General features: G+C 61.1%; 15 protein-coding genes. 13 read left to right on the top strand and 2 right to left on the bottom strand.

The window, feature by feature from the left end:
• Positions 1-146 precede the first annotated feature (146 nt).
• The 3 genes from EI291_RS13080 (at position 147) to EI291_RS13070 (ending at position 2835) form a co-directional block, all read left to right on the top strand.
• Positions 147-734: an arylesterase gene (locus EI291_RS13080; RefSeq protein WP_125420591.1), complete on the top strand. Its 588-nt coding sequence runs from the start codon at positions 147-149 to the stop codon at positions 732-734.
• A 66-nt stretch (positions 735-800) separates the two neighbouring features.
• Positions 801-1490 (top strand): hypothetical protein, encoded by a 690-nt coding sequence (locus EI291_RS13075; RefSeq protein ID WP_125420589.1) that lies wholly within the window; start codon positions 801-803, stop codon positions 1488-1490.
• 169 nt (positions 1491-1659) lie between these two features.
• Complete coding sequence (locus EI291_RS13070; RefSeq protein WP_125420587.1) at positions 1660-2835, top strand: glutathionylspermidine synthase family protein; 1176 nt, start codon at positions 1660-1662, stop codon at positions 2833-2835.
• A gap of 84 nt (positions 2836-2919) precedes the next feature.
• Here EI291_RS13070 and glgP read toward each other — a convergent pair whose 3' ends face one another.
• Positions 2920-4572 (bottom strand): alpha-glucan family phosphorylase, encoded by a 1653-nt coding sequence (gene glgP, locus EI291_RS13065; RefSeq protein ID WP_125420585.1) that lies wholly within the window; start codon positions 4570-4572, stop codon positions 2920-2922.
• A gap of 376 nt (positions 4573-4948) precedes the next feature.
• Between glgP and EI291_RS13060 the strand changes: the two genes are divergently transcribed.
• The 5 genes from EI291_RS13060 to EI291_RS13040 all read left to right on the top strand — a co-directional run bounded on the left by EI291_RS13060 (position 4949) and on the right by EI291_RS13040 (position 12933).
• The gene (locus EI291_RS13060; RefSeq protein ID WP_125420583.1) at positions 4949-6397 is read left to right on the top strand and encodes a hydrolase; all 1449 of its coding nucleotides are present in this window, start codon (positions 4949-4951) and stop codon (positions 6395-6397) included.
• A gap of 267 nt (positions 6398-6664) precedes the next feature.
• Positions 6665-8572 carry an alpha-amylase family glycosyl hydrolase gene (locus EI291_RS13055; protein WP_125420581.1) on the top strand — a complete coding sequence of 636 codons (1908 nt, stop codon included), beginning with the start codon at positions 6665-6667 and terminating at the stop codon, positions 8570-8572.
• A 91-nt stretch (positions 8573-8663) separates the two neighbouring features.
• Entirely contained in the window at positions 8664-9371 is a 708-nt protein-coding gene (locus tag EI291_RS13050) for an SDR family oxidoreductase (RefSeq protein WP_125420579.1), read from the top strand.
• Positions 9372-9566: 195 nt separating this feature from the next.
• Positions 9567-11414, top strand: a complete 1848-nt coding sequence (locus EI291_RS13045) for an alpha-amylase family glycosyl hydrolase (protein ID WP_125420577.1) — start codon at positions 9567-9569, stop codon at positions 11412-11414.
• A gap of 106 nt (positions 11415-11520) precedes the next feature.
• Complete coding sequence (locus tag EI291_RS13040; protein ID WP_240635542.1) at positions 11521-12933, top strand: MFS transporter; 1413 nt, start codon at positions 11521-11523, stop codon at positions 12931-12933.
• Between the two features lie 78 nt (positions 12934-13011).
• Here the strand turns inward: EI291_RS13040 and EI291_RS13035 are convergent, their stop codons facing one another.
• Entirely contained in the window at positions 13012-13419 is a 408-nt protein-coding gene (locus EI291_RS13035; RefSeq protein WP_125420575.1) for a hypothetical protein, read from the bottom strand.
• Between the two features lie 293 nt (positions 13420-13712).
• On the opposite strand from EI291_RS13035, the gene EI291_RS13030 reads away from it, so the two are divergent.
• The 5 genes from EI291_RS13030 to ybeY all read left to right on the top strand — a co-directional run bounded on the left by EI291_RS13030 (position 13713) and on the right by ybeY (position 22757).
• The gene (locus EI291_RS13030) at positions 13713-16745 is read left to right on the top strand and encodes a M16 family metallopeptidase (protein WP_125420573.1); all 3033 of its coding nucleotides are present in this window, start codon (positions 13713-13715) and stop codon (positions 16743-16745) included.
• 184 nt (positions 16746-16929) lie between these two features.
• On the top strand, positions 16930-18207 hold the full coding sequence (locus EI291_RS13025) for a BamA/TamA family outer membrane protein (RefSeq protein WP_240635541.1): 1278 nt from the start codon (positions 16930-16932) through the stop codon (positions 18205-18207).
• Between the two features lie 87 nt (positions 18208-18294).
• Complete coding sequence (locus EI291_RS13020; RefSeq protein ID WP_240635540.1) at positions 18295-21744, top strand: DUF4175 family protein; 3450 nt, start codon at positions 18295-18297, stop codon at positions 21742-21744.
• 50 nt (positions 21745-21794) lie between these two features.
• On the top strand, positions 21795-22256 hold the full coding sequence (locus EI291_RS13015; RefSeq protein ID WP_125420571.1) for an ATP-binding protein: 462 nt from the start codon (positions 21795-21797) through the stop codon (positions 22254-22256).
• Positions 22257-22271: 15 nt separating this feature from the next.
• Positions 22272-22757, top strand: coding sequence for an rRNA maturation RNase YbeY (gene ybeY, locus EI291_RS13010; RefSeq protein WP_125420569.1), 486 nt, complete (start codon positions 22272-22274; stop codon positions 22755-22757).
• The last annotated feature ends 134 nt before the right edge of the window (positions 22758-22891 follow it).

The following is a 22891-nucleotide window of genomic DNA, read 5'->3' as shown; positions in this document are numbered from 1 at the left end:
TCCGATAATCACCTGATAACCAATTTACCGGCAGTCCTGCTATAATTCTCACCACTGCCGATACCGGGCTGTTTACAACCCCAGGCCGGGGGTTGCGTTAGCCGGAAGCCGGACCCGGCCGGCTTTTCTGGCTTATCGTGCTGTTTATGCGTTCCATTGTTTTCTTCGGCGACTCCCTCACGGCGGGGTACCAACTTCCCGCGGCCCATTCGTTTCCGGCCCGTATTCAGGAAAAGATTGACGCCGCTGGCCTGCCCTACAAAGCCTATAACTACGGTATCAGCGGCGAAACCACAGCCGGGGGCCGGCAACGCATCAGCACCGTGTTGCCGCGTTTTGAGAAAATCGACGTGTTTGTGCTGGAGCTGGGGGCCAACGACGGGCTGCGCGGCATTCCGGTGCGCGAAACCACCCAAAATCTGCAAAGCATCCTTGATCAGGTGAAGCTCAACCACCCACAGGCGCGCATCGTGCTGGTGGGCATGGAGTTTCCCTTCGACCTGGGGCCGTTGGGCGGGCACCAGATGATTCGCTATGCCCAGGAGTTTAAAGCCCTGTTTCGCACCCTGGCCGAGAAAAACCAGGTCGATTTCGTACCCTTCCTGCTGCAGGGCGTGATGGGTCAGCGCCACCTTAACCTCCCCGATGGTGCACACCCCAACGCCGAGGGCCAGAAAATATTGGCCGCAAACGTGTGGCAGGTACTGCAGCCAGTATTGGAGCGGCAGCCCTAAAGCAACGACCCGGAAAGGGAATTCTGCTACTTTAGCTACACGTTCCGCTACTCCTGATCTACTGCTATGAAACGCCCATTTTACCGTCTCGGCGACTGGCGTCGCAACCTGTTCCTACTTACAGCGGCGGCCAGCCTGGGCCTCGGTGCGCTACCAGCCTGCTCCTCCAACGACACCCGCACCGATACCTCGGAGCCGTCCTGGGACAACGCCGCTTCGGACTCGTACAGCCAGGGCGTCATCACCGAAATGACGGAAACCCAGCCGGGCCAGTGGAAGATTACGGCCGAGCGGCCTGCCGGCAAGGAGGAAGTGGCCGCCGTGCTGCGGCACTTCGACGGGAAAGTGGATACGCTGCAGGGTCAGGCCTTGCAGCAGCAGATGCAAACGTACACCCGTCAGTATCCCGAAAACCGGGTGGGCAGCACCGGCATGATGGATGTGCTCATGTGGAGCGGCATCGGCTACATGGCTGGCCGCTGGCTCACGCCCAACCCCGGCTACTACGCTTCGCCCGGTATTTTCCAGGGAAATAACGGCTGGCGGCAGAATATTGCCCGGGAACGGGAAGATGAGCGGCGGGGCTTTTTTGGACGTGGTTTCACGGGCAGCCGCACCAGCGGCAACGCGGGCATCAGCGCTAGCCCCACCGTGCGGCGCACCGTGTCGCGCAGCACTTTCCGCAGTTCCGCGCCCCGTAGCAGCCGCAGCAGCGGCTTCGGCAGCCGGGGCGGCTTCCGGGGTTTTGGCGGGTAGGCAGCCCGTTGAACCGTTGTTTGGAGGCAATTAAGCGTGGCGTGCTAAGCTCAGCAGGGCATGCGCTGTGCTCACGCGTAAGCAGCACGCCAACTCAGCCCGCGAAATGCTTCGTGGGTCTTGGCACGACGTGCAAAGTCAAGTTATCTGACGTTCAAATCGACGCTGTATGATTCGTTTGTTGCCGCTGTCGGGCAATGTAGAGCCGGCCATTCGCCAGCTGGGCTGGGACTGGGCCGTGGAAGATGCCTGCGCCGCCTACCTGGCCCCCGAGGCCGTGGTACTGCCCGAAGCCGAGGCCGAAGAACTGCTCCAGGCCGCCGACACGCTCTACGACATGTTGGTGCAGGCCATTCCTGACCCTATTCCCGACGACTTTCTGCAGCAGCTCGGTATTCCTGCGAACCTCTGGGAAGCTGTGCGCCACAGCTGGAACGACGAGCGGCACTGGCACCTCTACGGCCGCTTCGACCTGGCCCAGACGCCCAATGGCCCCAAGCTGGTGGAGTTCAACGCCGATACCGCCACCAGTATTCCCGAAACCGCCGTGGTGCAGTGGGCCAGCCTGATGGCTGCCGGCTGCACTACTGAGGAGCGCCAGGCTAACGGTTTGTTTGAGGGCCTGGAAGCCCAGCTGCGCCACTGGCGAGAGCTGAACTCCGACCTAGCCCCCCACCTGTTGCTGGTGTACCTGCCCGATAGCGCCGAGGATGAAACCAACTGCGCCGTGGTGGCCGAGGCGGCCCGCGCCGCCGGGTTCGAAACCGCCTTTAGCTGCTCCGTGGATGCCATGCGCGTAGCGGTGGAAGGGGAGGACCGGGGTGCCTGGGCCGAGGTGGGCCCCAGCCAGTGGCAGCGCTTCGACTTCCTGTTCAAGCTGGTGCCCTGGGAGCTACTGGCCGATGAAGAGCCCGAGCTCACCGCCGACCTCACCCACCTGCTGCTCACCCGCGACCTGATAATTGCCAATCCCGCCTACGCGCTGCTGTTCCAGAGCAAGGCGCTGCTAGCCCGCCTCTGGGACGTATTTCCGCATCACCCATTGCTGGCAGAAGCCAGCTTGCGCGACCTGCCGGGGCACCACGTCCGCAAGCCTTTGTTCGGGCGCGAGGGCCAGAACCTGACTGAGCTGGACGGCTCCCTCACCAGCCAGGAGCAGCCCGGCGACTTCGCCGACCAGCCCCAGGTACGCCAGCGCTGGCTCGATTTTCCGGCTGATAACCAGGGCCGCCGCTACCAGGCCGGCGTGTTCTGGGCCGGAGCGGCCTGCGCCCTCAGCTTCCGCCGTGACCGGGGCATCATCACCAACCTCTCGGAGTTTGTGCCGCACCTGCTGGCCGAGTAATGCCTGCGGCATCAACCCAAAACAGCCCGCTGGCTTAGGGGCAGATCCTGAACCAGCGGGCTGTTTCGTGTCGGACGGGGTGCCTTATTTGGCGTTGTACATCCGCTCGTAGTATTCCGTGGCCATGCGGTGCGACTCGAACTCGGGCTCTACCTCGCGCATGCCGGTTTTCACCAGCTCCAGGAACTTCTCAGGCTGGCCGTAGTACAGGGGCACGATTTCGTTTTCGAGCACATCGAGCACGTTGGTGGCTTCGATGTTGTCCTTCACCTCATCAGGCTGATTGATGTCGGTGTGCTTGATGATGAAGCCGTTTTCGCCGTGGCGCACGAACTCCGGAATCCAGCCGTCGGCAATGCTCAGGCTGGCGCAGGCGTTCATGGCAGCCGTCATGCCCGAGGTGCCGGAGGCTTCGCGGGGGTAGCGGGGCGTGTTCAGCCAGATATCAGAACCCTTCTTGAGGGCGGCCGACAGGCCCAGCTCGTAGCCCGTGAGTACGGCGCAGTTGTTCAGGTTCTTGGTCTTCTCGATGATGCTGTTGAACAGACCAATAGCGCCAAAATCCTTAGGGTAGGGCTTACCGGCCCAAATCACCTGCACCGGACGGTCGGCATTGTTCACAATGTCCAGGAACCGCTCAAAGTGGCGCAGAATCAGGTCGGCGCGCTTGTAGCCGGCAAAGCGGCGGGCCCACACTACGGTCAGCACCTCCGGGTCGAGCAGAGTACCGGTCTGGTCGGCCACGATGTCGAACAGCTGCTTTTTCAGCTCCCGCTTACGGGCTTTCAGGGCCTTGTCGTCGCCGGCTTCCAGGGCTTCGTGCAGGGCTTTGTCGCGCCAGTAGGTGCCGTTCTGCGAGTTGGTAATGGCAATGATGGGGCAAATGCCGGCGTTGCCGCCCCACATTTCGTTGGCCACCTCGCCGTGCACTTTGGATACGCCGTTCGAGATGCGCGAGAAGCGCAGGGCCGTGAGCGTATAGTTTACCCGCTCATTCTCCACCAGGCCCATAGCCCGCACCTCCTCCAGCGGCACGTTGCCGAAGAACGACATGTCGTGCAGCAGCTTCACGGGGTGCTCCTCGTTGCCGGCCAGCTCGGGGGTGTGCGTGGTGAACACCATGCGCTTCTTCACCTCCTCCAGGTTGCGGCCGTGCTTGTCGTAGAGGTAGAAGGCCAGGGGCAGGCCGTGGCCCTCGTTGAGGTGGTACACCTCGGTACTGCGGCCCAGCAGGTCGAGCAGCTTGCCACCACCCACGCCCAGCAGAATGCTCTGGGCCACGCGGGCGGCCGTGTCGGCGTCGTAGAGGTGGTGGGAAATGGTGCGCGAGAGGTAGTCGTTCTCGGGAATGTCGGTGGTGAGGAAGAACATGGGGGCCGTGCCGAACGTGTCGGGAGCCAGGTACAGGGCCTTCACCAGCACCTGCGCGTTGTGAATGATGATGGGGAACACCAGGCCGGTATCCTGCAGGAAACTGTAGTGCTTCAGACGGAAATCAGCGCGCATGGTCTGGTCCTCGTTGCGGCCCTGGTCGTAGTAGCCAAACGACCACAGAATGCTGATGCCCACCAGGTTTTGCTTGAGCTCATATACCGAGCGCATGTGCGAGCCGGCCAGGAAGCCCAGGCCACCGGAGTAGGTTTTCAGCGCCTGATCCAGGGCGAATTCCATGGAGAAATACGCGGCCGGAGTGCTGAATTCCGGAGCGGGGGTATAGGGGTTAAACTCGAAGGCCATCAGAAGCAGATTGTGTGCGGTGAGTGAGAGCTTACCGGCTCCGCCCGCAGGCGGCATCAGCCGGTTGAAAGCCCAAAAAAAGCGGAAAAGAACGGACCGACTGGATTGTATTCAACTTAGAATGCCAAAATGTTAATGCACCACTACTAAAAAGCAAACAAGCATCATTTTTCCACTTCCTGTGTTCGGAATGGCCGTTTTCCAAAAAACCAATTACCCTATCGAAACCAGCTTTATTACTGTTGAGCTTACCCGAGCTAACTATTTGATAATAATTCCTTAATATTCCCTGCCCTTTCTCCCGCTCTGAGGCCCGATACCTTTGCTGAAAGGGTTTTTCAGTCCTTTTTCTCACTCTCCACAACCACACTCCCCTATGCGCTACCCCCTGCGCTGGTTCGCAGCGTCCCTGCTGAGCCTCTCCGTGCTATCCTGTGCCAAACAGGATAATCTCCCCTCACCTGTTGCCGCCACCACTGCCCCCACCGCCGCCGATGTAAGCAGCGCCGGCTTCCCGGAAGGCTTCGAAACCGGCACCAAAACCGCCTACACCACCGGCTCCGTGACGCTGGGCTCGGGCTCCTGGACGCTCAACGACGCCCTGCTGGCGGGCACCACCGCCGACCCCAAAACCGGCGCGCAATCGGCCCGGGTACGCAACAGCGGCTCGCTCACGATGAACTTCAACGCCACCACCGGCGCGGGCATCGTTACGGTGCAGCACGCCGTGTACGGCACCGATGGCAGTTCGACCTGGGAGCTGTGGGTTAGCCAGAACAGCGGCAGCAGCTACGTGAAAGTGGGCAGCACCATCACCAGCAGCAGCGCCACGCTCAGCACGGCCTCGTTCACGGTAAACCTGACGGGCAACATTCGCCTGCAGATCCGCAAAACCGACGGCACCACCAACCGCGTGAACTTCGACAACATCACGATGGAGCAGTACAGCGGCGGTGGCACCGGCGGCGGCGGTACTACCACCGGGGCCAAGAAGTTCCTGTTTGACGCCACCCACGCCGAAACCGCCGGTAATGCCGACTGGGTACTGGACGTGGACGGCGGCGTGGTGCCGCGCTACCCCACGCCGGCGGCTTCGGGTATCACCAGCACTACCGCTGAAACATACTGGACCGGGGCCGTATCGGCCTGGGGCGTAGCTCTGGTGAAGCTGGGCCACTCGGTGGAGAACCTGCCCGTGGGCACGGCCATCACCTACGGCAACGCCAGTAACCCCCAGGACCTGAGCAACTACAACGTGTTTGTGGTGGATGAGCCTAACACGGTGTTCACCGCGGCTGAAAAAACGGCTATCCTCAACTTCGTGAAAAACGGCGGCGGCCTGTGCATGATTTCCGACCACGACATATCGGACCGCAACAACGACGGCTGGGACTCGCCCGCCATCTGGAACGACCTGATGACCAACAACTCGGTGCAGGCCAATCCCTTCGGTTTCAGCATCGACCTCACCAACATCGTGGAAACCAGCTCCAACGTGCTGGCCAGCAGCACCAACACCATCCTCAATGGCTCGCAGGGGGCGGTTACCCAGCTGAAGTTCAGCAACGGGGCCACCATCACCAAAACCAGCGGCTCGGTGGCTACCCCGCTGGTGTGGCGCGCTACTTCGGCCCAGGGCAACACCAACATCCTGTGCGCCAGCAGCACCTTTGGTACCGGCCGTGTTTTCGTAATCGGCGACTCCTCGCCGGCTGATGATGGCACCGGCTCGCCCGGCAACACGGTGTACCCCGGCTGGACGGAAATTGCCAGCCACGCCAAGCTGCACCTGAACGCCTCGCTGTGGCTGGCTAAGCTGCAATAACCGCGGCGCTCCGCGGAGCCCGCTCAGTACGGCCCCGCCGGCCCGGTTTTGCCGGGCGGCGGGGCTTTTTGTTTGCCCCGGCCAAACCGGGGCAGCGGAGTACCGCTGCAACGCCATTAGCCGGCCCAACCGGCTTACCGCGCAGCTTGCGGCAATGGAGCACTGAAAACCCGTCAATACATCATCATTTCCGGGGTCCGCAGCAGTAGCATAGCAGGGGTGGGGGTGCGTACCTTGGCAGTTCCGTAATCCGTTTCCACCCCGCCTATGCGCTCCTTCCGATTTCTGCCCTTCTTGGCCGGCTCCTGGCTGGCCGCCGCTACGCCCGCCGCAGCCACTGCCCCGGCCGTAACCTTCACCGAACTGGCCGCCCCGGCCGCCAAAACCGCCCCCATCCAGCGCATCGACCCCACGTTCTGGTGGGTGGGCATGAAAAACCCCAAGCTGCAGCTGCTGGTGCACGGCCCTGGCATTGCCAGCAGCACCGCCACCCTGAAAGCCTACGAGGGCGTGACCCTGGACGGCGTGCAGAAGCTGGAAAGCCCCAACTACCTGGTGCTCAACCTCACCATCAGCCCCACGGCCAAGCCGGGCAAGCTGCAGCTGGAGTTTAAGGGCAGCAAGAAAACTACCTTCGCCTACGAGCTGCGCCAGCGCACCACCCCCGGCGACAAGCAGAAGGTGCAGGGCCTGACCCAGCAGGATTTCATCTACTTCCTGATGCCCGACCGGTTCTCGAACGGGGACCCCAAGAACGACTACATTGCCGGCATGCGCGCCCCCAAAGCGGCCCGCGACTCGATGTACAGCCGCCACGGCGGCGACCTGAAAGGCCTGGAAAACCACTTCGACTACCTGAAGGAGTTGGGGGCCACGGCCGTGTGGATGACGCCGGTAGTGGAAAATGACATGCCCAAGGCCAGCTACCACGGTTACGCCCTCACCGACTACTACAACACCGACCGGCGCTACGGCACCCTGGAGGAGTACAAGCAGTTTGTGGACCGGGCCCACGCCGCCGGCCTGAAAGTGGTGCACGACGTGGTGCTCAACCACATGGGCTCGAAGAACTACCTGTTCCTCGACCAGCCCGCCAAGGACTGGTTTAACCAGTGGCCCAACTTCACGCGCAGCAACTACAACTCGCAGGCCCTCAACGACCCGTACCGCGCCGACCTCGACAGCCGCCTTTACAACCAGGGCTGGTTTGACACCACCATGCCCGACGTGAACCAGCGCAACCCACTGGTGGCTACCTACCTCATTCAGAACTTCCTGTGGTGGGTGGAGTACACCGGCCTCGACGCCTACCGCATCGATACCTACCCGTACTCCGACCCCAAGTTCCTGATGCAGTGGGGCCAGGCGCTGAACGACGAGTTCCCGAACCTGTTCAAGTTTGGCGAGGCTTGGGTGGGCAGCACGGCCCAGCAGGCGTTCTTCGCCCGCAACATCTTCCAGCCGGTGGATGGCTTCAAGTCGAACCTGGAGTCGGTGTTTGATTTCCAGTCGACGTTTGCTTTGCACGATGCCATCAAGGGCGACCAGCCCAACATGGGCAAGCTCTACGACGCGCTGCAGGGCGACTGGATGTACGAGGACGCCACCCGCAACGTGACCTTCCTCGACAACCACGACATGAGCCGCTTCTACTCGGTAATCGGGGAGGACTTTGGCAAGTACAAGCTGGGTATTACCTGGCTGCTCACTTCGCGCGGCATTCCGCAGCTGTATTACGGCACCGAGGTGCTGATGAAGAACTTCTCGAACCCCGATGGGAAGGTGCGCGAGGACTTCCCCGGCGGCTTTGCCGGCGACAAAACCAACTACTTCACGGCCGCCGGCCGCACCGGCCAGGCCGGCGAGGCGTTCAACTACGTGAGCAAGCTGGCCCAGTACCGCAAGGCTCACCCGGTGCTGGCCACGGGTAAGCTCATGCAGTTTATCCCGCAGGACGGGGTGTACGCCTATTTCCGCTACAACGACCAGGGCCAGGCCGTGATGGTGCTGCTCAACGGCAACAAGGACGAGAAAACCGTGGACGGAGCCCGCTTTGCGGAGCGCACTGGCGGTTTCACGGGCGGCACCGAAATCATGACCGGCGCGGCGCTTTCTGACCTGAAAAACTTCAAAATTCCCGGCCGCACGGCCTGGGTGGTAGAACTGAAAAAATAAGAATAGCGGGTACTACTGGGAACCACCGTCGGTACCCGCTAACTTATACCCTACCACCCGGTAGTATTTTCAGTTTAACCCTGATAAAACCATGACCGACCTGACCGATAAAGTAGCCATTGTAACGGGTGCCAGCCGGGGCATCGGCCGCGCCATTGCCCTGCTGCTGGCTATGCAGGGCGCTAAAGTGGTATCCGTGGCCCGCACGGCCGAGGAGCTGGAGGAACTCAACAGCAAAACCCAGGGCCTGGCCATTCCGGCCGACGTAGCTGACGAGGACGATGCCGCGCATATTGTGGCGGAAACCCTCAGCCGCTTCGGCCGGCTCGATATTCTGGTCTGCAACGCCGGCGTGGGCTCCTTTAACCTGCTGGAGCACTTCGACGCGGCCGAGTGGGACCGGATCTTCGACGTGAACGTGAAGGGCACCTTTCTGCTGTGCAAGGCCGTGGTGCCCCACTTCAAGGCCCAGGGCCGGGGCCACATCGTGGGCATCACCTCCGATGTGAGCAAGCGCACCTTCGAGCACGGCACGGCCTACGGGGCCAGCAAGTACGCCCAGGATGCGCTGCTTGGCTCCCTGCGCAAGGAAGTGCGACCACACGGCGTGAAGGTGAGCACCATCTACCCCGGCTTGGTGGATACTTACTTCAACGACTCCCGCCCCGGCAATCCGGATGCCGAGAAAACCCATCTTAAGCCCTCCGATGTGGCCCATGCCGTACGCTACGTGCTGGAAGCGCCCGCCCACGTGGTTATCGATGAGCTGATGCTACACCCCATGACGCAGGAGTGGTAAATTGTAATGTGCAGTATGTGGAAATGGGCGGAATGCAAAAGATAGAACGTCATGCTGAGCTTGTCGAAGCATCTCTACCGCTTCGTTGAGTTAGCATGGCAACGAAGCGGTAGAGATGCTTCGACAAGCTCAGCATGACAGTCATTTTCACATTTCCCACATTCCTATCACATTACCAGAGTATCTTGTTTGCCGATGAAATATCCTTTCCTGCCGGCCGCCGCTTGTGCGCTGGGGCTGGCCGCCTTCGGGCTTTCTTCCTTCACTTTGCAACCTCCCGCTTCCGTGGCCGAAACCGTGTATTCTTCGGACCCCAATACCACCGACGAGCAGCCTCAGGATCATAAGCTGGTGATTTACCAGATGATGACCCGCCTGTTCGGCAATAAAACCGCCGTGAACAAGCCCTACGGCACGCTCCAGGAGAACGGCGTGGGCAAGTTCAACGACATTACCGGCCCGGCCCTCCAAGCCATCCGAAAAATGGGAGCCTCGCACGTGTGGTACACCGGCGTGATTGAGCACGCCACCATGACGGACTACACCAAGCAGGGCATTGCCCTGGATGATGCCGACGTGGTGAAAGGCCGCGCCGGCTCGCCCTACGCCATCAAGGATTACTACGATGTGAACCCCGACCTGGCCGTGGACGTGAAGAACCGCATGCGGGAGTTCGAGGCCCTGGTGAAGCGCACCCACGACAACGACCTGAAAGTCATTATCGACTTCGTGCCCAACCACGTGGCCCGCACCTACAAGTCGGATGCCCACCCGGCGGGCGTGGCCGATTTGGGGGAGAAGGACGATAAGAACGTGGCCTTTGCGCCCAACAACAACTTCTACTACCTGCCCGGCAAGCCCTTCGTGGTGCCGGCTGGCTACAACCCGCTGGGCGCGCTGAAAGGCCCCCGCGAGGACAGCAAGTTCCAGGAAAACCCGGCCAAAGCCACTGGCAACGACGTGTTTTCGGAAGCGCCGAAGGTGGACGACTGGTTTGAAACCATCAAGCTCAACTACGGCGTCGATTATCAGAACGGCCGCAAGAAGCACTTCGAGCAGACGCCGGATACCTGGCTGAAGATGCGCGACATCCTCATCTTCTGGGCCAAAAAGGACGTGGACGGTTTCCGCTGCGACATGGCCGAGATGGTGCCGGTTGAGTTCTGGGCCTGGGTGATTCCGGAGCTGAAAAAGGTGAACCCCCAGTTGGTGTTCATCGGCGAGGCCTATGACGCCAAGACGTACAAGATGTACATCGAGCAGGGCCACTTCGACTACCTCTACGATAAGGTGGGCCTCTACGACGGCCTGCGCCGCCTGATGCGCGGTGAGGGCACCACCGAAGACATTACCCGCGTGTGGCGGGAGGAAAGCCGGGGCTTCTCGGGCCACATGCTGCGCTTCCTGGAAAACCACGACGAGCAGCGCATTGCCAGCAAGGACTTCGCCGGTAACCCCCGCGCCGCCATTCCGGCCATGACGGTTTCGGCCACGCTGGCTACCGGTCCCGTGATGCTATACTTCGGGCAGGATGTGGGCGAGCCGGCCCACGGCTCGGAAGGCTTCTCGGGGGAGGACGGCCGCACCACCATCTTCGACTACTGGGGCGTACCCGAGCACCAGAAATGGATGAACGGCGGCAAGTTCGACGGGGGCCGCCTCAGCCCCGAGCAGCGCCAGCTCCACGACTTCTACGCCCGCCTGCTCACGCTCACCAGCCAGAGCGACGCCATCCGCCGCGGCCGTTTCTACGAGCTGCAGGACGCCAACAACCTTGACACGCAGTACAACCAGCGCCAGCTCTACACCTACGTGCGCTACACCGAGAAGCAGAAGCTGCTCATCGTGGTGAACTTCAGTCCCGATAAAACCTATAAGCCCACCCTGCGGATTCCGCCGAACGTGATGCAGCTGATGGGCCTCAACCCCCAGCAGTTCTACACCTACTCGGAGCTGCTCAGCCAGGCCTCGCCGGTGCAAACCCTCAACCTCACGCTGGCTCCCCAAAGCGCCTACATCTTCGAAATCAACCCCAAAAAGTAGAACTCAGTTGTTAGTGCTCAGTGCCTAGTCCCTGGTTATTGCCAGAACGACCTAAGCACTAGGCACTAACAACTAAGCACTAAATCCTCCCCCTAATTCCCACAACATGGCAACCAGCGTAGTAGCCGCTCCCCCCGGCATTGAGAATAAACCCCGCCTCAGCTTCTGGCAGATCTGGAACATGAGCTTTGGCTTCCTGGGCATCCAGTTCGGCTTTGCCCTGCAGAATGCCAACGTGAGCCGCATTTTCGAGACGCTGGGCGGCACCGAAATAGCCCTGTACTGGCTGGCGGCCCCGCTTACGGGCATGCTGGTGCAGCCCATCATCGGCTACATGTCGGACCGGACGTGGAGCCCCACGCTGGGCCGGCGGCGGCCGTTCTTCCTGGTGGGGGCTATTCTGGCTTCGCTGGCGCTGCTGATTATGCCCAACGTATCGGCCCTGTGGATGGCGGTGGGTATGCTCTGGATTATGGATTCGAGTATCAACATCAGCATGGAGCCGTTCCGGGCCCTGGTGGGCGACCTGCTGCCCGGCGACCAGCGCACCACCGGCTTTGCCGCCCAAACCTTCTTCATTGGGGTAGGGGCCGTAGTAGCCTCCATGCTGCCCTGGATGTTTACTAACTGGTTCGGCATCAGCAATACGGCCCCCGCCGGCCAGATTCCGCCTTCGGTGAAGTACTCGTTCTACATCGGCGGCATTGCTTTCTTCTCGGCTGTGCTCTGGACGGTGCTGACCACCAAGGAATATCCCCCGGCCGACATGGCCGAGTTTGAGGCTGAAAAGCGCCGCACGGCGGGCTTCTGGAACGGCATCCGGGAGTCGTTTGCCGGTATCTTCCACATGCCCAAAACCATGGCGCAGCTGGCCATTGTGCAGTTTTTCAGCTGGCTGGCGCTGTTCTCGATGTGGATTTACACCACCCCGGCCGTGACCAGCCACATCTACCACACCACCGACGCTACTTCCAAAATCTACAACGAAGGTGCCGACTGGGTGGGCGTGTGCTTTGCCGTGTACAACGGCGTTTCGGCCGTGGCGGCGTTGCTGCTGCCCGTTATTGCCCGCGCCACCAGCCGCCGCCTTACCCACCTCATCTGCCTCACGCTGGGCGGCCTGGGCCTGATTTCCATCTTCTTCATTCAGGACCCCAAGATGCTGCTGGTATCGATGGTGGGCGTGGGCTTTGCCTGGGCTTCCATCCTGAGCGTGCCCTACGCCATGCTGGCCGGGGCCCTGCCCGCCAACAAAATGGGCTACTACATGGGCGTGTTCAACTTCTTCATTGTGATTCCGCAGGTAGTGGCGGGCCTGATTCTGGGCTTTTTCACCAAGTCGGTATTCGGCGGCGAATCAGTGTACACGCTGGTACTGGGCGGCGTTTCCATGATTATCTCGGGCCTGCTGACCCTGCGCGTGCACGACGCCGACGAAGTACGCCTGTCGGCCGATGCCACGCTGCAAAACAGTTCCCCCGCCTACGACACCACGATTGAAGCTGACCCGCGCGTGTGAGTTGTGCTTATAGCCTAACAGCCAAACGCCCCGCTGCACTCAGGTGCGGCGGGGCGTTTGGCGTTATCAATCCCAAGTTTATCCGTGTTGCAGCCACTGCTGGGCCGGAAGTTCTTCGGTGAATACCTGCAGCCGGGTGCTATTATTCGGGTCGTGGTCGAACTCGGTGAGGCGGGGGCGCAGGATATCGGCGTGGTAGGGGGTGGTGAGGTAGGCAATGCGGCGGGTGGTGCCGGGCAGGGCTGCTTCAAAGGCCGCCCGGAAATCTTCCAGTACCCAGTGCAGGTCGGCCAGATCGGCCAGGCCCCGGCTACGCAGATCAATCAGCCAGCGGCCGGCCTGCTCCTGCCGAGCCAGTTCCAGGGCCGTTTGGTAGCCCTCCCGGTGCTCCTGGGAGGTAGCCGGCCGCGTCCAGCGCAGAAATAGCAGCTGCAAGTCGGGCCGATAGGAGAGGCGCAGATAATCGAGAGTAGGCGGTGCGGGCATAAGACAGGCAGGCGGACAAAGGTACGCTTCTTTTGACCGGGAGGATGCAGCGAAGCTTCAACAAGTACATGAAATGGGCATGAAGCTACCGGATGCAACGCGCCGCGTTTCTGCCGGTCAGTAGTCTGTAGGATTCGGCTACACTGCGCACCCGTTGGCGGTTAGTTTTCGGGCTTTGACGGTTGAAACCGTCCGGTTGGTTGGAACCCGGCCCCTGGGGTCGGGCGCATTTGCCTTCCGGGGCGTACCTTCCGGTTCCATTTTTCTCATTCCGTATTCCCTTATCCACCGCAATGACCCGCAATCAACTGTTGCTGCTGGGCCTGGGTGCTTCACTGGCAATGCAGCCGGCTGCCGCCCAGCAAAAAACCACCAAACCTGCCACCGTCACCAAAGCGCCCACGGCCACGGCCGGCGGTGCCCGGCTGGTGGAGAAAATCACCCGCAAGCCCGGCGAGCTGGTAATTCCCTACGAAAAGTACGTGCTGCCCAACGGGCTCACCCTGATTGTGGCCGAAGACCACTCCGACCCGCTGGTGCACGTGGATGTGACCTACCACGTGGGCTCGGCCCGGGAGCAGATTGGCAAATCGGGCTTTGCGCACTTCTTTGAGCACATGATGTTCCAGGGCTCCGACCACGTGGCCGACGAGCAGCACTTCAAAACGGTTTCGGCCGCCGGCGGTACGCTCAACGGCAGCACCAACCGCGACCGGACCAACTACTTTGAAACCGTACCCAGCAACCAGCTCGAAACCGCACTGTGGCTGGAGGCCGACCGCATGGGCTTCCTGCTGGACGCCGTGACGCAGCCCAAGTTCGAGAACCAACGCTCGACGGTGAAAAACGAGCGGGGCCAGAACTACGACAACCGCCCCTACGGCCTGGCTTCCGAAAACGTGAGCCGCACGCTGTACCCCTACGGCCACCCCTACAGCTGGCTCACCATTGGCTACCTCGAAGACCTGGACCGCTCCGACGTAAACGACCTCAAAAACTTCTTCCTGCGCTGGTACGGCCCCAACAACGCCACCCTCACGGTGGGTGGTGATGTGAAGCCGGCCGAGGTGGTGAAGATGGTGGAGAAGTACTTCGGCCCCATTGCCAAAGGCCCGGCCGTAGCCGCCCAGAAGCTGTCCGCCCCCAAGCTCACCGCCGACCGGTACGTGAGCTACAAGGACAACGTGCGCTTCCCCATGCTGCAGATGGTGTTCCCGACGGTACCCAGCGGCCACCCCGACGAGTTTGCCCTCGATGCGCTGGCCGACATCATCGGTAGCGGCAAGAACTCCCTGCTGTATAAAAACCTGACCAAAACCCAGCAGGCCGTGCAGGCCCAGGCCTACAACAGCACTTCGGAGCTGGCCGGCGAGTTCACCATCGTAACCCTTCCCTTCCCCGGCAAAGGCCTCGACTCGCTGGAGCTGAAAGTACGCAACACCCTGAAGGAGTTTGAGCGCACCGGCGCTACCGCCGAGCAGGTGGCCCGCTACAAAGCCAGCACCGAGGCGCAGATGATTAACGGCCTCTCGAGCGTGCAGGGCAAAGTAAGCCAGCTGGCTGCCAACCAGACGTACTTCGGCAACCCCAACCGCCTGCCCCTGGAGCTGAAGGAGCTGCGCGCCGTAACGCCCGCCGACGTGAACCGGGTGTACAACACGTACATCAAAGGCAAAGGCGCCGTGGTGCTGAGCGTGGTGCCCAAGAACGGCAGCGTGCAACCTGCCAAAGCCGACAACTTCACCGTTTCGAAGGACGGCTACAAGGCTCCCGACTACGGCTACGACGGCCTGAAATACGTGAAGGCTACCGACAGCTTCGACCGGAGCAAGCAGCCCGGCTCGGGGGCTAACCCCGTGGTGCAGGTGCCGCAGGTATGGCAGGCTTCGCTGGATAACGGCCTGCGCCTGATGGGCACCCGCAACGCCGAAATTCCGACCGTGACCATGCTGCTCACCATCCGGGGCGGCCACCGCCTGGAGCAGGCCATGCCCAACAAGGCGGGTATTGCTTCGCTCACGGCGGCCATGATGAACGAAGGCACCCAGAAGTACACCGGCGAGCAGTTCAGCTCGGAACTGGAGAAACTGGGCAGCTCCATCCGGGTAAGCACCGGCGACGACAACACCACGGTGTACGTGCAGAGCCTGACCAAGAACCTGCCCGCCACCATGAAGCTGCTGGAGGAGCGCCTGCTGCACCCCCGCTTCGATGAGGCCGACTTCAACCGCATTAAGAAGCAGAGCCTGGAAGGCATTGCCAACCAGAGCACCCAGCCGGTAGTAATTGCCGACAAGACGTTTGCCCGCCTCGTGTACGGTGCCGGCGACATCATGCAGACCCCTGGCAGCGGTACTACCGCCACCGTGACCGGCCTCACGCTCGACGACGTGAAGCAGTTCTATCAGCAGTACTATGCCCCCAACGTGAGCTACCTGGTAGCCGTGGGCGACGTGGACCAGGCTACCCTCACTAACCAGGTGGGCTTCCTGAAAGGTTGGCAGAAGAAGGACGTGAGCCTGCCCGCCGGCATGGCCACTACCCAGCCCGACAAAACCCGCATCTACTTCGTGAACAAGGATGGAGCTGCTCAATCGGAAATCCGCATTGGCTACCTCACTCCGCTTACCTACGATGCCACCGGCGACTATTACCGCGCCTACCTGAGCAACTACCTGCTGGGTGGTGCCTTCAACTCGCGCATCAACCTGAACCTGCGCGAGGATAAAGGCTACACCTACGGGGCCCGCTCGGGCTTCCAGGGCAGCCGCTACGTGGGCCCTTATACCGCCCAGGCCGGCGTACGCGCCGATGCCACCGCCGCCTCGGTGAAAGAGTTCATGAAGGAAATCCAGGGCTACCGCAACGGTATTTCGGATGATGAGCTGCAGTTCCTGCAGGCTTCGGTGGGCCAGAGCGACGCGCTGCGCTACGAAACCGGTCAGCAGAAAGCCGCCTTCCTGAGCCGCCTGCTGGAGTACGACCTGCCCACCACCTATGTGAAGCAGCAGAGCGACATTCTGAAGGCCCTGAAGAAGGAGGACGTGCAGGGCATTGCCCAGAAATACCTGCCCGCCGACAATATGTACATCGTGGTAGTTGGCGACCGGTCGAAATCCTTCCCCGGCCTCTCGGAGCTTGGCTATGAGGTGGTGGAGCTGGACGTGGACGGCAACCGCGTAGCACCTGCCGCACCAGCTGCTCCGGCGGCCACTTCTACCCTCACGCCTCCCATGGAAGCGGAGAAGATGAAGGTGAAGACCAAAGATGCCGACGGCAAAAAGGAGAAGCGCAAGTCCAAGAAAGACAAGGACGACGCTAAATAGCCTGCGCTGAATAGGTTGCAGCCAAAAGCCCGGCCCCGTAAGGAGCCGGGCTTTTTTGCGTTTGCAGGTCGGGGAAAAGGCGGAGCTGGTCGAAAATGTAGCACCGGGCTAATCTTTTACCGGAATTTTGAGTTTCTATCAATCGGCGCGCGCAAGCTCTACCGTGCCGGAGTGAATACCCAACGTGTTACAAGCAAAGAAACTAGCCGGGCTGCTGGCCTTCGCACTCCTGGCCCTCACGGCCCGCGCCCAGACGCCCGCCGCCCCCGATACGGTAGCCGCCGTGGGCCGGCCCCGCCACGGCATCCAGCTGTTTGGCCTGGGCCGCCGGCCTCAGCAGGATGTGGTGGACCTTTACCGCACCCTCTTTCCCAAAACCCAGTTAGCCGCTCACGACTCAACGGCGCTGGGCGATGGGCACAAGTTTGTATGGGTGATACCGGCTTTGGGCTACACGCAGCAAACCCGGCTGCTCGTGCAGCTCTCTGGCAACGTGGCATTTCAGCGGCCCGGGGCGAACATGTCCACCCTGGTTTCGGCCCTGAGCTACACCCAGAACAAGCAGCTGATTCTCACAGCCACCACTTCTATCTGGAGTCCCGGCAACCGCCTCAACTGGGTGGGCGACTGGCGACTGATGCACTACCCCCAGAGTACCTACGGCCTGGGCATGCACACCACTCTGGACCGCTCGGTGCTGATGGATTTCAACTACCTGCGCTTCTACCAGAGCGTGCTGCGCAACATTGCCCCCGATTTGTACGCCGGCGCCGGACTGCAGCTCGATTACCACTGGGATATTGTGAGCCGCACGCCCACCCGGGAGCTGCACCGTATTTCGCGCTACTCCGAGGGGGTATCGGGCCGGTCTATGTCGGTGGGGCCCACGCTCAGCGTGCTCTACGATACCCGGGGTAATGCCATCAACCCCCAGGGCGGCAGCTACGTGAACCTGCTGGCCCGCACCAACTCCCGCTGGCTGGGCTCCGATGGCAACTACCAGACCCTGCTGGTGGATGCCCGCAAGTACCTGCGCCTCTCGCCCTACTCCCGGGATGTGCTGGCCTTATGGTCGTACTCGGCCCTGACGCTGCACGGCGACCCGCCGTTTCTGGATTTGCCCAGCACCGGCTGGGATACCTACAGCAACCTGGGCCGGGGCTTCATTCAGGGCCGCTTCCGGGGCAAAAACCTGCTCTACGCTGAGGCCGAGTACCGCTTCGGTATCACCCGCAACCGGCTGCTGGGCGGCGTGGTGTTCGGCAATGCCCAAACCGTGTCCGAGGATTCGTACCGGACGCCCGATGTGCTGGCGACCCGCTTCGAGCGGGTGGTGCCGGCCGTAGGCGCGGGCCTGCGCCTCAACCTCAATAAAGTATCGGGCACCAACCTGTCCATTGATTACGGGGTGGGGGCCGATGGCTCCCGGGGGCTGGCGTTTAACCTGGGGGAGGTGTTTTAAGGCCGACAACAACCCGCCCGGGAACCTCTTGCGCCCCCCGGCGTGTAGCCTACATGCAGCCGCCGGGCCGAAATCCGTATCTTTCCCATGCCCGGATTAGGCGGCACTTTTATGGTAGTGGAGAAAGACCCCGCAACGACTCGGGCCCTGGACGACGTACTGGCCCGCCTCGACGCGTTTAAGCGTAAGTTTTACCTGAGCCTGTTGGTGCGCGGCCTCGTGGTGGCCGGCGGCCTCGTGCTCAGCCTGTTTCTGGTGTTCAACCTACTCGAATACTTCCTGTACCTGCCCACCTGGGTGCGGGCCGGGCTGCTGTTCGGGTTTGTGGGCGGCTTGCTCTACGCCTTTATGCGCTGGATCTGGCAGCCCCTTGCCGCGCTTACCAACCTGCGCCGCATGCTTTCCGATGAGCAGGCCGCCAGGCGGGTAGGGGAGCTGTTCCCGGATGTGCAGGACAAGCTGCTGAATGCTTTGCAGCTGCGCGGGCAGGCCCAGGAAAATGCTCTGCTGGCCGCCAGTCTGGAGCAGCGCGCCGGGCAGCTGCGCGGCGTGGAGTTCAGCCAGGGCATCAACATTCAGGCCCAGACCAAACCGCTGTGGAAGTACGTGGCCGTGCCCGCCGCCGTGGTAGTCCTGCTGCTGCTCATCTACCCCAGCCTGTTCGTGCAGGGCACCGAGCGGATTCTGCACTACGACCGGAAGTACAGTCGGCCCGCCCCGTTCAAATTTGTAGTAGAGAACAAGCAGCTCACGGCCTTCAAAGGCGAAGATTTTGCGTTGCATGTGGCGGTGGAAGGCGAGGCCCTGCCCAACGAAATCAGCATTGAGTACGAGGGCAAGCAGCGCCGTTTAGTGCGCGAGTCCGCAGGCCGGTTCCGCTTCGATTTCCGCCAGCTGCGCCAGAGCGTACCGTTTCAGCTGTCGGCGGCCGGCTTTTCGTCGGCTGAGTACAATCTGAACGTGAAGGAGCGGCCCAACCTGCGCGACTTTGCCGTGCGGGTTTCCTACCCCGCCTACCTGGGCAAGCCCGCCGAAACCATCCGCAACACCGGCAACCTCACCGTGCCTGAGGGCTCGGACCTGCGCTGGGAGTTCAGCACCGAAGCCACCGACCAGCTCCAGCTCAAGTTCCGCAACCCCGACGAAACCCTCACCGCCACGCCCGATGACGAGCAGTTCCTGCTCAGCCGCCAGGCCATGCGCAGCCAGTCGTACTCCGTACATCTGCGCAACGCCGTGAGCCCCAACCGGGACCCCATCGAATACCAGATTACCGTTATTCCCGACCAAGTGCCCGAAGTGGCCCTGGAGAGTTTCCAGGACACCACTTCCCAGCGCTACCTAGCCTTGGGCGGCACCATTCGGGACGATTACGGTTTCTCGCGCCTGCAGCTGCACTACCGCGTGCTGAGCAAGGGCCGGCCCAACGCGGCCTACCAGGCCAAAGCCCTGCCTCTCGGCAGCGGCCCCAGCCAGAGCTACGCCTACCAGTGGGACACCCGCCCCCTGAACCTGCGCCCCGGCGACCGGCTGGAATACTTCGTGCAGGCTTGGGACAACGACGGCGTGCACGGCCCCAAAGCCGGCCGCAGCCGCACCGCCGAGTTCCGCCTGCCCAGCCGCGCCGAGCAACGCCAGCAGCTGGCCTCCCAGAGCCAGGCCGTGCAGAGCCAGCTCAGCCAGGCCGCCCAGCAAAGCAAGAAGATGGAACGGGAGCTGGCCAAGGCCGAAGACAAGCTGAAGGTGAAGCGTGACCTCAACTTCCAGGACCGCAAGCAACTCAAGGACATGCTGGACCAGAAGCAGCAGATGGACCAGGCCCTGGATGAGCTGAAGCGCCAGTTTGAGCAGCTCCAGGACCAGCAAAACCAGCTGGATCCGCAGAAGAACGAGCAGCTGGCCGAGAAAGCCAAGGAGTTGCAGAAGCTGATGGAAACCCTGCTGGACCCCGAAACCAAGAAACTCTACGAGGAGCTGCAGAAGCTCCTGGACCAGCAGAAGGACCAGAACCAGCCCGACATGCAGAAGCTGCTGCAGCAGCTGGAAAACAAGGAAAATACCCTGCAGAAAGAGCTGGAGCGGGCCCTCGAAATGTTCAAGCAGCTGCAGTTTGAGCAGAAGCAGGACCAGGCCCTCGAAAAGCTCCAGCAGCTGGCCCAGGAGCAGCAGAAGCTGGCCGAGGAAACCCAGAAGAACGACAAGCAAAACCCCGACAACAAGCTCAGCAACGAGCAGCAGAAAGCCAAAAACGAACAACTGAAAGAGCAGCAGTCCGAGCAACAGCAGAAATTTGACGAGCTGAAGCAGGACCTCAAGGACATGAAGGAGCTGGACCAGCAGCTCGATGGCCAGAACGGGGCCGACGAGATGAAGCAGGACCAGCAGCAGGTGGACGAGCAGCAGCAGCAAAGCCAGGAGCAGCTGGGCAAGAACCAGAACCAGAAAGCCAGCCAAAGCCAGAAGCAGGCTGCCCAGAAGATGCAGCAGATGGCCCAGAAAATGCAGCAGCAGATGGACCAGGAAGAATCGGACCAGCAGCAGCAGAACATCGACGACCTGCGCGACATCCTGGAAAATCTGCTCAAGCTCAGCTTCGACCAGGAAAACCTGATGAAGCAGTTCCGGCAGGTAGACCAGAGCGACCCGCGCTTTGTGCAGCTGGGCCAGACCCAGCGCAAGCTCAAGGACGACGCCCGCGTGGTACAGGATTCGCTGTATGCTTTGGCCAAGCGCGTGTTCCAGATCAAGAGCTTCGTGACCCGCGAGGTGGGCGAGATGAACGGCCGCATGGATGAAAGCCTCGACCAGATCCGGCAACGCAACGTGGGCCGCGCTACCAACTCCCAGCAGTTGGCCATGACCAGCATGAACAACCTCGCCCTCATGCTCAACGATGCTCTCCAGCAAATGCAGCAGCAGCAGCGCGAAAGTCAGCAGCAGCAACAGCAGCAGGGTGGGGGCAAACCGGGCCGCAAAAAGAAAAAAGGCAGCAGTGCCGGCGAAGGCCAGCTGGGCCGCATGCAGCAGCAGCTCAACCAGCAGATTCAGCAGCTTCAGCAGAGCGGCAAAACCGGCCGGGCCCTTTCCGAGGAGCTAGCCAAACTGGCCGGCCAGCAGCAAATGCTCCGGCAAGCCATGCAGGAACTGGAGCGTCTGCAGCAGAAAGGCGGGGGCAAACAGCAGGGCAATAAAGACGGCCAGGGCCAGGATGGCGCGGGCGGCCTCGGCGACGTGAAAAAAATGATGGAACAAACCGAAACCGACCTCGTAAACAAGCGGCTGACGGAGCAGACTGTTATGCGCCAGCGCCAAATCCTCACTCGTTTGCTGGAAGCCGAGAAATCGGCCCGGGAGCGGGACCAGGAGGAAAAGCGCGAAGCGCAGACAGCCCAAACCCGCCCTCCGGTGTTTCCGCCGGCGTTTCAGCAATACAAACGCCAGCAAAACCGGCAAACGGAGTTGCTTCGGAGCGTACCGCCGACCCTCACTCCGTACTATCAGCGCGAGGTGAGTGAATATTTTCAAAAAATGAAATAGCGTTCCGCTAATTTTACCCCCTTACCCGCTGCCCACTTCTTTCCCCTTCTATGAAGCAGGTCAAAATTCAGATTCCTTCCCTCGTTGAAAATATCCGCGTTGTAGAAAGCTTTATCGACAACTCTAAGGATACCTTTCACATCGACGACGACATCTACGGCAACATTATGGTAGCCGTAACGGAAGCCGTCAACAACGCTATTCGCCACGGTAATAAGTTCGATAAGGACAAGAATGTGTTCTTGTCTTTGTTCGTGGAGCCGGACCGTGTGAAGTTTGAAATCGAGGACGAAGGCACGGGCTTCGATTACACCAATCTTTCGGACCCCACCGCCCCCGAAAACCTGGAAAACCCCGGTGGCCGCGGCATCTTCCTGATTCGCCATCTGGCCGATGAAGTAGAGTTCCAGAAGGATGGCCGCCATGTGCAGCTCACCTTCATGCTGCCTACCCCCGCCTCGGAAACGGAGCAGACGCAGGCTATCAACGGCACCGAAACCACGGCTCATTAAGTATCAATTGTTGCCATGAGCGACCTGCCTACCGAGCACGAAGAATTTGAGGACGAAGATGATTTCGGCGGCGAAAGCCACGGCATTGAGTTCCTGGTGGAAGATGTGGAGTTTGAGCTGGCCGATGCGCAGGCGCTGACTTCCTGGATTGAGCGCGTGGCTGAAGTCCACGAGCACGAAATCGTGCAGCTCACCTACATCTTCTGCTCCGATGAATACCTGCACAAGGTAAACGTGGAGTATCTCGACCATGACACGTACACCGACGTCATCACCTTCGATAATGCTGACGACGCTGACATTATCGAGGGCGACATCTTCATTTCGGTAGATCGGGTGCGCGAAAACGCTATTATCCACGGCGTATCCTTCCGCGACGAGCTGCACCGCGTGATGATCCACGGCGTGCTGCACCTACTCGGCTACGCCGATAAGGACCTGCTCAGCCAAACTGCCATGCGTAAGAAGGAAGACGACTGCCTGCTCCTGCGCACGTTCTAGCCTATGCTTCTCCCATAAATTGAAACGTCCACCATCCGGTGGGCGTTTTTTGTTGCCCAGCTGATGAGTGAAGTAACGTCATGCTGAGCGGAGTCGAAGCATCTCTACCTCTGGCTAATCAATGCCTGCATAAC

The sequence above is a fragment of the Hymenobacter rigui genome (assembly GCF_003944715.1).
In the GTDB taxonomy this organism is placed as follows: domain Bacteria; phylum Bacteroidota; class Bacteroidia; order Cytophagales; family Hymenobacteraceae; genus Hymenobacter; species Hymenobacter rigui.
Note: the sequence above shows the minus strand (reverse complement) of the source record. Positions and strands in the feature narration are given on the sequence as shown.